We start from the raw sequence: 13427 nt of genomic DNA on the forward strand, positions 1-13427 counted from the left end.
GTTAATATTGATATGAAAAAGTGTAACGGGTGAAACTGATGCTACATAACACTATTTATCAAAAAAACTGAAAGCTAAATAGTGAAGAAAAGCTATTAATTTTTGATGTATAAAGAGGAGAGTTTCTATGGAAGTAGTTTATTTTGCAGGTGGATGTTTATGGGGTGTACAAGCTTTTATAAAAACTTTACCTGGAGTTACGTTTACGGAAGCCGGAAGAGCTAATGGGACCGGTCATACCCTTGAGGGGGAATATGATGGTTATGCCGAATGTGTCAAAACAGGGTTTGACCCATCGGTGGTATCGATCAGGGAATTAATGGGATATTTCTTTGAAATCATAGATCCGTACAGTGTAAATAAACAAGGGGAGGATGTTGGCGAGAAGTACCGAACAGGCGTATATAGTGAAAATCCTGAACACTTAAAAAAGGCAAGAGCGTTTCTTCGTGAGAGAGATGATTATGACCGGATAGTTGTTGAAGTATTACCACTTACAAACTATGTGAGAAGTGCAGAAGAACATCAGGATCGGTTAGCCAGGTGTCCAGATGATTATTGCCATATTCCAGATGAAATATTAAGTAAATATAAGTAAGAGACAATTGCAAAAGATAGGTGACAGGCTCAAGATGTCGGGGTAAAAACTATCAATCTACTCTCGGAAGAAGATATCCATTAGGACGGTGCCTGATCCCCGCTGTGCTAATGCTTTAGCATACTGGGGGACAGGCACCTTTTTAAATAAGTTTTCATGCCTGGCATTGACACCCCTTCCTGGGCATGCTAGTATGCTTGTAATCCATAGGAAAGATCTCTTATTAAGAGTGGTGGAGGGACTGGCCCGATGAAGCCCGGCAACCATTCCGCATAAGGATGCGGTTACGGTGCTACTTCCAGCAAAGCGCATGCTTTGGGAAATAAGAGGGGTACGTGTCTGAACCTCTCTGATTGAGAGGTTTTTTCATGTATCATAATGGATCAAGTTAATTGAATATCGTATATCTTCAGGTGCTGGGTAAGTTTATCGATGTTTATTCAGCTTAAAAGGGAAGTCCGGTGAAAGTCCGGCACGGTCCCGCCACTGTAAATGGGAGCACCCTGCATGATGTCACTACCTTTTAAAAAAAGGTGGGAAGACGCAGGGGTGTGATGATCATGAGTCAGGAGACCTGCCTGTCGATTGTACACTTAAACCTACGAGGAATAGGGAGGTGTTAGGCGCATAACGGGATCAGTCTGTCTTTATCGACTGAAAATGGAAAATGCTTACTTAACTATCTCTCTTGAAAAAGAGGGATTTTTTTTTACTTTAAGAAAGTTTAACTTTGTTAAAGGATTAAAGTATAAGAAAAAAGTATCGGGAGGAATGGAGATGACAAACGTAATAAGTTCGACGATCGGATACCCAAGAATCGGGGAAAAAAGAGAATGGAAGAGGGCTCTCGAAAGTTTTTGGAAAGGTAAGATTGATAAAGAAGAGCTTTTGGCTGAAATGAAGAAATACCGTCTCCATGCACTGAGGAAGCAGAAAGAGCTGGGAGTGGACTTGATTCCCGTCGGTGATTTCAGTTTTTATGACCATATGCTCGATACGGCGGTTATGTTCGGATTTATCCCTGAGCGATTCCGGGGTGGAAGCGACCTTCTGGGAACGTATTTCGATATCGCCCGGGGTAATGATGAAGCAGTGGCCTCAGAGATGACGAAATGGTTCAATACCAATTATCACTATATCGTACCGGAAATCGAGGCGGATGCAGTACCAGAATTGACAGAAAACCGGGCGCTCTATTATTTTAATGAAGCGAAAAGCGAACTCGGAATTACCGGGAAACCTGTCCTACTTGGCCCGGTCACTTTCTTACACCTGGCGAAGGGGTTTGAGGAAAAAGATATAGACCAGCTTTTAGAAAAATTGGTGCCGCTTTATATACAGGTACTTCGGGAGTTAGAAGACGCTGGTGCGGAATGGGTACAGCTCGAAGAACCTATGTTGACAGGAGCAATTTCGGAAACTGACCTCGCACGTTTCAAACGGGTATATGGAAAACTACAGCAGGAAGTTCCTGGTGTGAAAGTTCTCCTGCAGACTTATTTTGAAGCAGTCGATCATTATGAGGAAGTCGTTAGTCTGCCAGTTTCAGGTGTCGGGCTTGATTTTGTCCATGATGATGGGGCTAATTTGGCTGCGGTGAAGGAGTACGGTTTCCCTGAAGATAAAACGCTGGCTGCTGGCGTAATTAATGGTCGGAATATTTGGCGTGAAGATTTAGGTGAAAAATTGACCCAGCTGGAGCGCCTGTTAGAAGTAGTTGACAAAGACCGTCTGATCATCCAGCAGTCCTGCAGCTTGCTGCACGTTCCAGTAACGGTTGATACGGAAGATGAACTGGATCCTTTGTTGAAAAATGCTCTGGCCTTTGCTGACCAGAAACTGGAGGAAGCTGCCATTTTGACAAAAGGAATTAATCAGGGAGAATCCTCGATAAAGGATAAAATCATCGCACAGAAGCAAAGTCGCGAAGCATTATGGAATTCTGCTGCCAGAAACCGCCAGGATGTCCGCAATGAAATGGAGAGCTGGGAGGGAGTGACACCTCGTAGGCCTACGTCCTATGCTTCCCGTCAGCAGCTTCAGCAACAATTTTTCAAGCTGCCGTTATTACCTGCGACGACAATCGGCAGCCTGCCGCAAACAGCTGATATAAAACAAGGACGTCAAAATAGGCGGAGAGGGAAATGGTCGGATTCGGAATACCAGGCATTTATCGAAGAAAATATAGCCGAATGGATTAGCAGACAGGAGGAAATCGGGCTGGATGTCCTTATCCACGGGGAATTCGAGCGCAATGATATGGTTGAATTTTTCGGTGAGAAGCTGGAAGGGTTCGCCTTTACAAGATTCGCCTGGGTGCAGTCCTATGGCTCGCGCTGTGTCAAGCCGCCGATTATTTTCGGAGACGTCGCTTTGACAGAACCGATGACTGTAAAAGAGATCGCCTATGCCCAATCCCTGACCGAAAAGCCGGTAAAAGGAATGCTTACAGGCCCGATTACGATTCTGAACTGGTCATTCGTCCATGAAGGCATCAGCAGCTTTGAGGTTACGAAGCAAATCGCCCTCGCTTTGCAAAAGGAAATCAAGTACCTGGAGGATGAGGGGATTCAGATGATTCAGGTAGATGAACCGGCATTGCGTGAAGGCTTGCCGCTTAAACCGGAAAAGCAGGAACAGTATTTACGTGAGGCTGTCTACTCCTTCAAACTAGCCACTTCTTCCGTGAAAGATGAAACACAGATTCACACCCATATGTGTTACTCTGAATTTGGAGAGATCATGGATACGATCGATCAATTAGATGCGGATGTCATTTCGATTGAAGCTGCCCGAAGTCACGGTGAAATTATTTCAGATTTTGAAAGAAACTCCTATGAAAAAGGGATAGGGCTTGGCGTTTATGATATTCACAGTCCACGGGTACCAGCCGTGGAAGAGATGGAAAGGAATATTGTTCGCGCTTTGAAGGTTCTGGAACCTCGTCAATTCTGGGTGAACCCAGACTGCGGGTTGAAAACCAGAGGGATAGAAGAAACCACTGCAGCTCTGACCAATATGGTGGAGGCCGCTAGAAGGATACGGGAGAAAGTGCCACAAAATTCAACTATATCTTAGATAACCTGAAATGACATCAGGAGGATAGGAATCCGGGCCAAAATTGATTCATTGCCGTATGGGTCAAAAAGTGCTGGCCCTCAGTTAATTAACGCTTTCTGGAACTGGGGGTCAGGTCGTGTTTTCTGATTAGACAAAGGGACAATAATAACTACAGAAGTAATATATATTAAAAAAGACCGTAGATGCGCTAACATCTACGGTCGGTAACAGAATGGTTCCCTGTAAGGGGGATCGGTTCTTCAGACGGAATAATCCACCTGAGTCCTCAGCTCAAGGGTGGATTATTTTTTTTGGTTAAATGACAGTATGCCAATCACAAGTGTTGCGAATGCTGCTGCAAACATCAACGCTTCGAATACCTCACCCCATTGTACTAATCTTTTAGCGTGTTAGGGGGGATATAATTGCGTTTTGTGAAATGTTTTAATTTGGCTTAAATCGCACATAATGAAGGGGATAGCGAAAGGTTGTGTTTATAAGAATGTTATTTGTTTTTGCTACCATAACAATATTTGCACTTATTATATATGTAATGCCGAAGAGATTATCAAAACTTGAAATGTATGTAACTTCTTGGTTCGCTTTGTATTTTGCCTTACTCACTGATGTTTACCTTGTCTTACACCATCATTTATATGGTTACTTTTCCGAAGGTGTTGACTATAAAGCTTTTCTTGTTTTTCCGCTTTATCCGTTATATAACATAATTTTCTTAAATTACTTTCCGTTTGGGAACTTACGAAAACAATTAGTTTATATTGTTGCCAACACCATTTTCCTATTATTATATGAATGGTTCATATCGCATACAGAAGCATTTTATCATAATGGTTGGAAACTCTGGTATTCTGCTTTCGTTTACCCGTTAGTTCTTTATGTTCTTGCTTGGAATTTAAAAATAGTTAGACGTTTGAATGGTTGAAAAGTTAAAAGGATGGGCAATAAAAGGGGATAGAGATGGATACACACAGTTCAAACTTTGCAGTAAAGAAGGCGATTAACTTTGCATATTGCGATTACAATTTGGGTGATTGTTGCTTCTATTCGCTGGGGCGATTGGAAGAATTGGGAACGTTATTATTCGACAATGCTTTATATAGCTTCCGCAAACTTACTATATCAGTTTTTCGCACAAAAATATTTTATATTATGGGAAGTCCAGGAAGAATTGTTTTTAAATCAATCAATGGTGGTCATGTTACATACATTTGTTATTAACCCGTTGGCAGCATTTATCTTCTTATCGAACTTTCCCGATCGTTTCCGAAAACAAATCATTCATATAATTAAATGGATAATCATTTTCATATCTGTAGAATGGGCAGGATTAAATCTTGGGAAAATCACACATAGTAACGGCTGGAATTTGGGGTGGTCAACTTTCTTTGTTTTAGTCATGTTACCTATGTTAGTACTTCACTATAAACGGAAAATATGGGTGTTAGTTGTTTCGGTGTTTTTCGTTTTATTCTATTTATACGTATTTGAGTATATTTAAAGTTAGTCAATAACGGCGCCTGGCCCCACTTCGCTGATACTTTAGCATGCTGGGGGGCAGGCGCTGTTTATAGTATAGAAAACTCTATTACTCACTCAATAGATTTAAGAATTCTTTTGTTCTTGAATTGGAAGGACGGGAGAACATATCGGCCGGATGGCCACGTTCAATGATATGACCACCTTCCATGAAAATGACCTCATCCGCGACATCTCTGGCAAATCCCATTTCATGTGTGACGACAACCATGGTCATGCCTTCTTCTGCCAATTCTTTCATGACTTGCAATACTTCTCCGATGAGCTCTGGGTCAAGTGCAGATGTTGGTTCATCGAATAACATGACTTCCGGCTCCATCGCAAGTGCCCTGGCAATTCCTACACGTTGCTGCTGTCCACCGGAAAGCTGGTATGGATAGTAGTCGATTTTGTCACCTAGTCCAACTTTTTCAAGTAATTGTCTGGCTTTATTGCGTGCTTCCTGCTTTGGGATGTTCTGGACAATGACCGGTCCTTCCATGACATTCTCAATCGCTGTTTTGTGCGGGAAGAGGTTGTAGGTTTGGAAGACCATTCCGGTCTGTTTACGAAAAGCCTGAATGTTTTTCTTAGTAACTTTTTTGGAAAAATCCAGAACCTTATTATTTATCTGCAATTCCCCTTTATTTGGTGTCTCTAATACATTCAGACATCTTAGCAGTGTTGTTTTGCCAGAACCTGAGGGACCGATGACGACAACGACCTTACCGGTTTCAACATTTAAATCGATCCCGTCCAGTACCACTAAATCACCAAATTGTTTGTGAAGGTTTTTAATAGATAGCATAAAGAGTCTCCTTACGTTTGCACATATCGATTCAAGTGTTTCTCAATTGCGTCTTGCCCTAAGGACAGTAAGAAACAGATGGTCCAGTACAGTAAAGCGGCTTCCGTATAAAGCAGCAATGGTTCATAGGTTGTAGCGACAATTTCTTGTGACTTCCGGAACATTTCTGTAACCATGATCGTGGAAGCTAAGGATGTATCTTTTACCAGGCTAATGAAAGAATTGGACAACGGCGGGATGGAGACCCTTGTCGCCTGGGGAATGATGATCCGGCGAAGCGCTTGACCGTAAGACATACTAATGGAATAGGATGCTTCCCATTGCCCTTTCGGAATCGATTGGATGGCTGCACGGATGATTTCCGATGCATAGGCGCCCGTATTCAATGAAAATCCGATGATTGCGGCAGGGAAGGGATCGATCTCAATACCTACGCTCCCTAGTCCAAAGAAAATGATATACAGTTGTACCAGTAGCGGTGTTCCGCGAATAATAGATATATAAATTCTAGCGATTATTTCCAGGGCTTTGATCCCTGATAACCGAAAGAGTGCCGTGATGACTGCTAACATAAGACCAATACTGAAAGCAATCAGGGTAAGCGGAATGGTACGGGCCAAAGCTCCTTCCAATAGAGGGAAAAAGGAGCTTTGGAAAATATCCAGGTAACGTTCCATATTAATAGCAGATGCGATAATAAGATTACTGAGTGGAAACATCTTCGCCAAACCATTTGTTAGAAATTTCAGCTAGTGTACCATCTTCCTTCATTTCATTCAGTGCACCATTCACTGCTTCCACAAGGTCTTCGTTCCCTTTTCGGAACATCATGGCACTTTCTGCGGCATCTTCTTGACTGTCGACGATTTCTACAGGAGCTTGATCACCTTTTTGATTGATATAGTCCAGTACAGAAAGTCGTTCATTTATCGTTGCTTGAACACGTCCGGAGCCAATCAGCTGCATTGCTTCGTTGAACCCTTCAACGGATTGGATTTCTCCGCCATATTCTTTCGCAATGTCTGCATAATTACTGGTCAAGGATTGGGCGACAGGTTCCCCGTTAATATCTTCAAACGTGTTAATATTTTCGTTTCCTTTTTTAGCGACAAGTACAGCGGTAGAAATTGTATATGGTTCGGAAAAATCATATTTTTCCTCGCGGTCCGGACGGATACCAACCTGGTTGGCAATCATATCAAAGCGTTCTGAATTCAAGCCGGCAAACATAGAATCCCATTTTGTTTCGTTGAATTTTACTTCTAAATCTAAGCGCTTCCCGATTTCCCTTGCTACTTCCACATCATAACCAGTCAACTCATCATCATCATTATGAAAAGTGAATGGAGGATAAGTTCCTTCTGTACCGACAGTCAGGACACCTTTTTCCTGAATTTGTTCATATAAGGATGTTTCTGAGTTATCTGAAGAAGTGGATTCCTCATCTGTATCGTTTGATTCATTGGATCCGCAGGCGAACAACACTGCAGTCATTAACGTTAGCATGGTTAACAATATCCATTTTTTCATTTAAATTCCTCCTAGTTTTAAACCAATTAAATTGGTAGGTTTTATTGGATAACACTAGTATCATAAGGGGATTACAATTGTATGTCAATGTAATGGTTTTGTTAAGGTGAATATATTCGGGTTTCAATGAGTAATTTTCTACATAGTAAGTCTTTGTTTATTGAATGGCGTCTTAAAAAAGAAGGAGTATGCAGACAATTGGTAGAATATAAGTTCCGAGGGGGTTACATACAAGAATGAAATTTTTAAAGGAGGAAACAAATGGGGAGAATCATTCATTTTGAAATTCATGTCGATGACATGGAACGGGCGAAGTCGTTTTATGGTGAGGTATTTGGATGGAGGTTTGAAGATTGGAGTGAGTTTGCCGGGATGCCTTATTTTGGGGCGGTGACTGGTGATGAAAAAGAGCCGGGAATCAACGGTGCTTTGATGCAGCGGCAAAGTGCTCCTCCAGAAGTGAACCAGGCTGTTAATGCTTATGCGTGTACCATGGGAGTGGAAGACTACGACTCTATTGAGGCTAAAATTCTCGATCAGGGAGGCAAGGTGGCAATGCCGAAATCTGCGTTGCCGGGAATGGCATGGCAGGGATACTATATCGATACGGAAGGAAATATTTTCGGCATCCACCAGCCAGATGAAAACGCGAAATAGCATCTTAATAGTTAATTCAAGAACCCTTATTCAGGGTTCTTTTTTTCGCGTAGTCATTACATTGATAAAATCTTTTACAAATGTCTGGTAGTTGAACTGTATGGCAATATGATCTGTATTTGCTGTGACCTGTTCGCTTGATCTTGCTCTAAAGTCAGCGATACTTTCTCCTTTTGTATCATTAAACTCAATGGATACAGAAGCCTGGCGATTAACATACTGTACTTGCTCTGGATTGACCAAAGCAAATATGGTAAAAACATCATGCAAAGGACTGCCTGTGAGGCTGGGATCTAATTTTTTGTAAGCAGCAGTGTAATAATCAAAAATTGGTTTTATCAGCTGGGTGAAAGCATTGAAAGACTGAGCGGTGATCTGTTGGATGATTTCAGGTGTGATGATTGCGTAATTCGTTACGTTCAATGGAGTGATATGGACATTTCGTAACTTGTTTAAAACGAGGTTGGCCGCTATGGCGTCGCCATGAAAGTTAGCTTCGGCAACAGGCGTTACGTTGCCTGGTACTAAAAAGGCGCCTCCCATACAATAAACTGCCTTCACCTTATGTAAATACTCTTCTCCCCCTAATAAAAAAGCGATCGCAAGTGATGTAGACCTTCCTACATCTACGATTACCAGGTTACCCGCGTGTTTTTCAATGATTTTAAATATCTCATCAAAATTGACAACCTCATGTTGAATCGTCTCAGGAGAACGTATTGGCCCTAAGCCCTCTTCCCCATGGATTTCCGGATAGAATACAGCTATTTCACCACTGAGCGGACTTCTTGCTCCGGCGATGATAGGAATATCATCCCTTCCAGCCAGTTTTAACAGATAAGCTACATTCTGTGTTGCCTGTTGTTGAGGCACGTTACCATAACTTGAAACGATACCGACCACATTTATTTCAGGGTTTAAAAGTGCATACATAATTGCTAATGAATCATCAATACCTGGGTCGCAGAAAAGTAAAACATTATTCATGATCCCACCCCCTATAACTATAGACAAGGTATTCTATGAATGACTTCCAAAATATATAACAACATTGAGGACGGCAGTTTGATTGAAAAGTTAAAGGAATAGCTGCAAATATTATTACATAAGTATGGGGGGAGATGTTTTAAAAGGAGGGGGATCATGAGTAATCCGATTGTCGAGAGGTCCTTGGATGAAATTCGATTTTGGTCCAGAATCATGAAGGAACATGCTTTATTTCTAAGTTTGGGGTTTACTTATGAACAGACGCAATTGATAGCGGAAGCCAAACAGTTTATTACCCTTTTTGAGCGGATAGAGGAGAAGTTAGCAAGATTTAATGTAAACTCGGATCTACAGCGAGTTAAATCATTCAACAATGAAGTTTATCAAGCGGCTGTTGCTATTTGGGGTTACAAGAGAAAAGTCTTAGGTTTAACGTTGCGCTGTGAAATAAGATCAAATAACTACCCATTATTAGTGGACCATATCAGCAGAGAAGCTGCTTATTTTGCCAATCGTCTAAGGGATCTTAATGAGGGAAAGCTGGCACCCGAACCTGATACCATCATTCAGGAAAACTTATTCTTTCTCAGGATAATGGCCGACCATGCCAAGTTTATCGGACACCTTTTAGATCCATCTGAAAGAAAACTGGTGGACCAGGCAAGAGACTTCAGCCATGATTTTGACCAATTGGTTTTTCAAGCCATTGATTTAGATTCGATGCGCCCCCAATCGGAAACTGTACCGCTGATGGATCAGTTTCTGGATCAAAACAGGGTATCGGTTGTGTCTTTAAGGGATTTTAAGAAGACAGCTAGAGAGTTAATAGAGGCTTGTCGTATTAAGAGTAATATACACCCGCTTCTGGCCGATCACACATTTAGAGAAGCAGAGAGATTCTTGGAAATTATAGACTTATTCGATTCTCACCTATCAGGCGGAAGATAACTACTTTTGTCGCCTGATCAGGTGATTTTTTTTACTTGAAAAAGTTGTCCAGAAACAAGGTTAATTAGTACGGGCTGAGAGGAAAATAGCCAATTGCTGTCCAATAATTAATTGAAAAAGTCAGATAACGGTATAGACGAATAAATAAAAATAATGTATGGTATAAATTAAATCATTCCAAAATTTAATAGGTGCATTCACTAGGGGAGCCTTTCTTTTAAGGCTGAGATCAAAGTATAACTTTGGAACTCTTTGAACCTGAACTGGCTAAAAATCCAGCGGAGGAAAGTGTATTCATGAAATATTTCATCTATGATAGGTCATGTCACTTTTCTTTTCTGGAAAGTGGCATTTTTTATGTTAAGAGAGTGCTACTATAAGACTGACTCTTTGAGTGGCAGATTCTAACTTCCATTCAACAGATAACAATTGAATAAGAATACTTCACTAGGGGAGCCATGAATTGGCTGAGAGAAGCTTGAAGCTTTGACCCTTATAACCTGATCTAGATCATACTAGCGGAGGGAAGTGAAGCGGGTGAAATCTTTCTTTAATCTATTCAAAAATAATAGCTCGCTCCTTCGCATGAAGGGGCGGGCTATTTTATTTTACTTTTAAAGGCTTTCGACATAAGGACTTTGCGAAAAGCCAAGTTTGTCTAAAGGAAAGGAGCGGATGGTTCATGGATGACCAGTTAGTCCGTTTATGGAATGAAGTGGAGGAAAGAGAAGATGAACTGCTGGCACTATTGTCCGATTTAGTAGCCTATCCAACGTTGAGCCCGCCTGCCCGGAATGCGGAGGAGGCTCAGGAGTACTTGGCTAATAGACTGAAAGAATTGGACTTTACGATCGACTCGTGGGATTTGTATCCCGGAGACCCCGTGGTGGTTGGGACTAAACGGGGACAAGACGAAGGCCAGGCGAAGAGCCTGATCATCAATGGTCATCTCGATGTAGCTGCCATTGAGGAAAATGAGCAATGGGACTATGATCCATTCGAATGTACGGTAACGAAGGACAAAGTATTCGGGCGCGGGGTAGCAGATATGAAAGGAGGCATGGCCGGGGTTCTTTTTGCATTAAAGGTGCTCCATGAAGCTGGTGTAGAACCTAAAGGAAACCTCTATGTCCAATCGGTTGTTGGGGAGGAGGTTGGAGAAGCAGGGACTAAGTCTTGCTGTGAAAGGGGATACCATGCTGATTTAGCGCTAGTAGTCGATACAAGTGACTGCCAAATCCAGGGGCAGGGTGGTGTGATCACTGGCTGGATAACAATCGAAAGCAGTGAAACACTACATGATGCCCAAAGGCGGTCGATGATCCATGCTGGCGGTGGTATCAAAGGGGCGAGTGCGATAGAAAAAATGATGAAAATAATTACTGCGTTACAAGAATTGGAGAGGCATTGGGCAGTTACGAAATCGAGCCCTGGATTTCCTCCGGGGTCCAATACAATCAACCCGGCTGTGATTGAGGGCGGCCGTCATGCTGCTTTCATTGCTGACCGATGCTCGTTATGGATCACTGTACATTACTATCCGGAAGAACACTATGAAGATGTGATCAGTGAGGTAGAAGCGCACATAAATCATGCAGCGAAAGCAGATCCCTGGTTAAGAGATCACCCACCTCAATTTTCATGGGGCGGCACGTCGATGATAGAAGAGCAAGGAGAAATTTTCCCTGCATTCTCAGTGGACACCAGTCATGCAGGGGTTGAGATGCTGGCAAATGCACATCAACGTATTTTCCAAACTCCGGTTGATTATTCCATGTCCCCTACTGTTACAGATGGGGGATGGTTAGCGGAGGCCGGCATCCCTACTGTCCTGTATGGCCCAGGCACACTCGATCAGGCACATGCCGTTAATGAGTCGCTTGATCGAAACCAGCTTCAACGGTTCACCAAAACCATGGTTGCTTTCTTATTTGACTGGTTTCAACAATCTGAGCGAAAGGATGATATATGATGTTTACCGATCGTCTTTATAATCATGCTAAACCGATTTGGGATGCCTACCTCGAACACCCATTTGTAAAGGGCATCGGAGATGGAAGTTTGGATCTTGAAAAATTCAAGTTTTTTATGGAGCAGGATTACTTATATTTAATCGACTATTGCCGGGTATTTGCGTTAGGAAGCGTGAAGGCAACTCACTTAGATACCATGACCATGTTTGCTGATTTACTCCATTCGACACTGAACGAAGAAATGGAGCTGCATCGAAACTATGCAGAAAGACTTGGAATCAGGCGGGAAGAATTAGAAAATACCAAACCATCTTCTACACTTCTAGCTTATACGAGCTACATGCTGAACAAGGCCCATCAAGGGGCAGAGGCTGAGGTAGCAGCATGCGTGCTTGCCTGTACGTGGAGCTACAATGTTATCGGGCTGGCATTGAATGAAAAAGAAGGGGCCAGTGACCATGAATTCTATGGGGATTGGATAAAGATGTACGCTTCGGACGAATTTACGGAGCTTGCGGAAGCTATGAAAAAACTGATGAATGAACTTGCGGATGGTAAGCCGGAACGAGAAAAAGCTCATTTAGAAGAAATCTTCCTTCATACGAGTAAACTGGAATATTTATTCTGGGACATGTCTTACCACAAGAAAATGTGGCTGGAGAATTCGGATCTATTGAACAGCTGAAAAGATTGACAGAAAAGAACCTATTTAAAAATTAACCTAGCAAAGGAGATGGAGGCAACATGGAAAAAGGGTTGAAGTTGACAGATATTTTAGTAACCATCATCATCGCACTGATATTTGGGGTGATATATAAATTGTGGGGCCCGCTATATGGAGTGGTTGCCACGCTGGGGCTTCATCTGGAGCAGCTGATTTATGGCATGTGGTTCATAGCGGCGGTAGTGGCTTATTTGATCATACGAAAACCTGGAGTAGCTTTATTAGCAGAGATTGCTGCTGCCCAGGGTGAGTTTATTTTCGGCGGGGAATGGGGTGTAGCTACCCTTATATTCGGGATTGGCCAGGGACTTGCTGCTGAATTGATCTTCGCGGCGTTCCGTTATAAGCGCTATGATATGTTGATTGCATCGTTAGCAGGTGTCGCAGCTGCGGTTGCTTCCATTGGTATTGACTTTTATTACGGATACATCGGAGACCTGGCACTTTGGAACTTACTTATCCTGTTTGGAACCAGAATAGCGGGAGCGATTCTTATTTCCGGTATTTTCGCTCATCTGCTTGTCCAGGCATTAGAAAAGACAGGTGTTACCAACCTTGTACGTCCAGCTACGAAAGAAGATTATCAGGCTTTAGGCTAGCAGGGGA

The 13427-nt window shown here is 42.4% G+C and carries 12 protein-coding genes and 4 riboswitches; of the genes, 8 read left to right on the forward strand and 4 right to left on the reverse strand.

Annotated elements, in window-relative coordinates:
• Positions 1 to 127: 127 nt before the first annotated feature.
• From FHS45_RS02080 to FHS45_RS02090, 3 genes are all read left to right on the forward strand, one after another.
• The gene (locus FHS45_RS02080) at positions 128 to 598 is read left to right on the forward strand and encodes a peptide-methionine (S)-S-oxide reductase (protein WP_062444880.1); all 471 of its coding nucleotides are present in this window, start codon (positions 128 to 130) and stop codon (positions 596 to 598) included.
• 217 nt (positions 599 to 815) lie between these two features.
• Positions 816 to 927, forward strand: a riboswitch (SAM riboswitch).
• 65 nt (positions 928 to 992) lie between these two features.
• A riboswitch (cobalamin riboswitch) is annotated at positions 993 to 1194 on the forward strand.
• Between the two features lie 181 nt (positions 1195 to 1375).
• A complete protein-coding gene (gene metE, locus FHS45_RS02085) occupies positions 1376 to 3676 on the forward strand; it encodes a 5-methyltetrahydropteroyltriglutamate--homocysteine S-methyltransferase (protein WP_062444882.1) in 2301 nt (766 codons plus the stop codon).
• Positions 3677 to 4682: 1006 nt separating this feature from the next.
• Positions 4683 to 5177: a CBO0543 family protein gene (locus FHS45_RS02090; RefSeq protein WP_062444886.1), complete on the forward strand. Its 495-nt coding sequence runs from the start codon at positions 4683 to 4685 to the stop codon at positions 5175 to 5177.
• A gap of 87 nt (positions 5178 to 5264) precedes the next feature.
• On the opposite strand, the gene FHS45_RS02095 is transcribed toward FHS45_RS02090, so the two are convergent.
• Genes FHS45_RS02095 through FHS45_RS02105 form a run of 3 tightly spaced genes read right to left on the reverse strand, consistent with a single transcriptional unit; the run spans position 5265 to position 7532 of the window.
• Positions 5265 to 6002 (reverse strand): amino acid ABC transporter ATP-binding protein, encoded by a 738-nt coding sequence (locus FHS45_RS02095; protein ID WP_062444888.1) that lies wholly within the window; start codon positions 6000 to 6002, stop codon positions 5265 to 5267.
• A gap of 11 nt (positions 6003 to 6013) precedes the next feature.
• On the reverse strand, positions 6014 to 6721 hold the full coding sequence (locus FHS45_RS02100) for an amino acid ABC transporter permease (RefSeq protein ID WP_062447788.1): 708 nt from the start codon (positions 6719 to 6721) through the stop codon (positions 6014 to 6016).
• Positions 6705 to 7532 (reverse strand): amino acid ABC transporter substrate-binding protein, encoded by an 828-nt coding sequence (locus FHS45_RS02105; RefSeq protein WP_062444890.1) that lies wholly within the window; start codon positions 7530 to 7532, stop codon positions 6705 to 6707. Before FHS45_RS02105 ends, FHS45_RS02100 begins: the two co-directional genes overlap by 17 nt.
• Before the next feature lie 261 nt (positions 7533 to 7793).
• Between FHS45_RS02105 and FHS45_RS02110 the strand changes: the two genes are divergently transcribed.
• Positions 7794 to 8189 (forward strand): VOC family protein, encoded by a 396-nt coding sequence (locus tag FHS45_RS02110; protein WP_062444892.1) that lies wholly within the window; start codon positions 7794 to 7796, stop codon positions 8187 to 8189.
• 30 nt (positions 8190 to 8219) lie between these two features.
• Here FHS45_RS02110 and FHS45_RS02115 read toward each other — a convergent pair whose 3' ends face one another.
• Positions 8220 to 9176 (reverse strand): nucleoside hydrolase, encoded by a 957-nt coding sequence (locus FHS45_RS02115; RefSeq protein WP_062444895.1) that lies wholly within the window; start codon positions 9174 to 9176, stop codon positions 8220 to 8222.
• A 156-nt stretch (positions 9177 to 9332) separates the two neighbouring features.
• On the opposite strand from FHS45_RS02115, the gene FHS45_RS02120 reads away from it, so the two are divergent.
• The 4 genes from FHS45_RS02120 to FHS45_RS02135 all read left to right on the forward strand — a co-directional run bounded on the left by FHS45_RS02120 (position 9333) and on the right by FHS45_RS02135 (position 13420).
• Entirely contained in the window at positions 9333 to 10124 is a 792-nt protein-coding gene (locus tag FHS45_RS02120; protein WP_062444897.1) for a DUF2935 domain-containing protein, read from the forward strand.
• A 192-nt stretch (positions 10125 to 10316) separates the two neighbouring features.
• A riboswitch (TPP riboswitch) is annotated at positions 10317 to 10428 on the forward strand.
• Between the two features lie 135 nt (positions 10429 to 10563).
• Positions 10564 to 10668, forward strand: a riboswitch (TPP riboswitch).
• Between the two features lie 138 nt (positions 10669 to 10806).
• On the forward strand, positions 10807 to 12096 hold the full coding sequence (locus tag FHS45_RS02125) for an acetylornithine deacetylase (RefSeq protein WP_062444899.1): 1290 nt from the start codon (positions 10807 to 10809) through the stop codon (positions 12094 to 12096).
• Positions 12096 to 12782 (forward strand): thiaminase II, encoded by a 687-nt coding sequence (gene tenA, locus FHS45_RS02130; RefSeq protein WP_308789070.1) that lies wholly within the window; start codon positions 12096 to 12098, stop codon positions 12780 to 12782. Before FHS45_RS02125 ends, tenA begins: the two co-directional genes overlap by 1 nt.
• Positions 12783 to 12841: 59 nt before the next feature.
• Positions 12842 to 13420: an ECF transporter S component gene (locus FHS45_RS02135; protein WP_062444904.1), complete on the forward strand. Its 579-nt coding sequence runs from the start codon at positions 12842 to 12844 to the stop codon at positions 13418 to 13420.
• Positions 13421 to 13427: the final 7 nt, after the last annotated feature.

The sequence above is a fragment of the Thalassobacillus devorans genome, from assembly GCF_011761345.1.
In the GTDB taxonomy this organism is placed as follows: Bacteria; Bacillota; Bacilli; order Bacillales; family Halobacillaceae; genus Thalassobacillus; species Thalassobacillus devorans.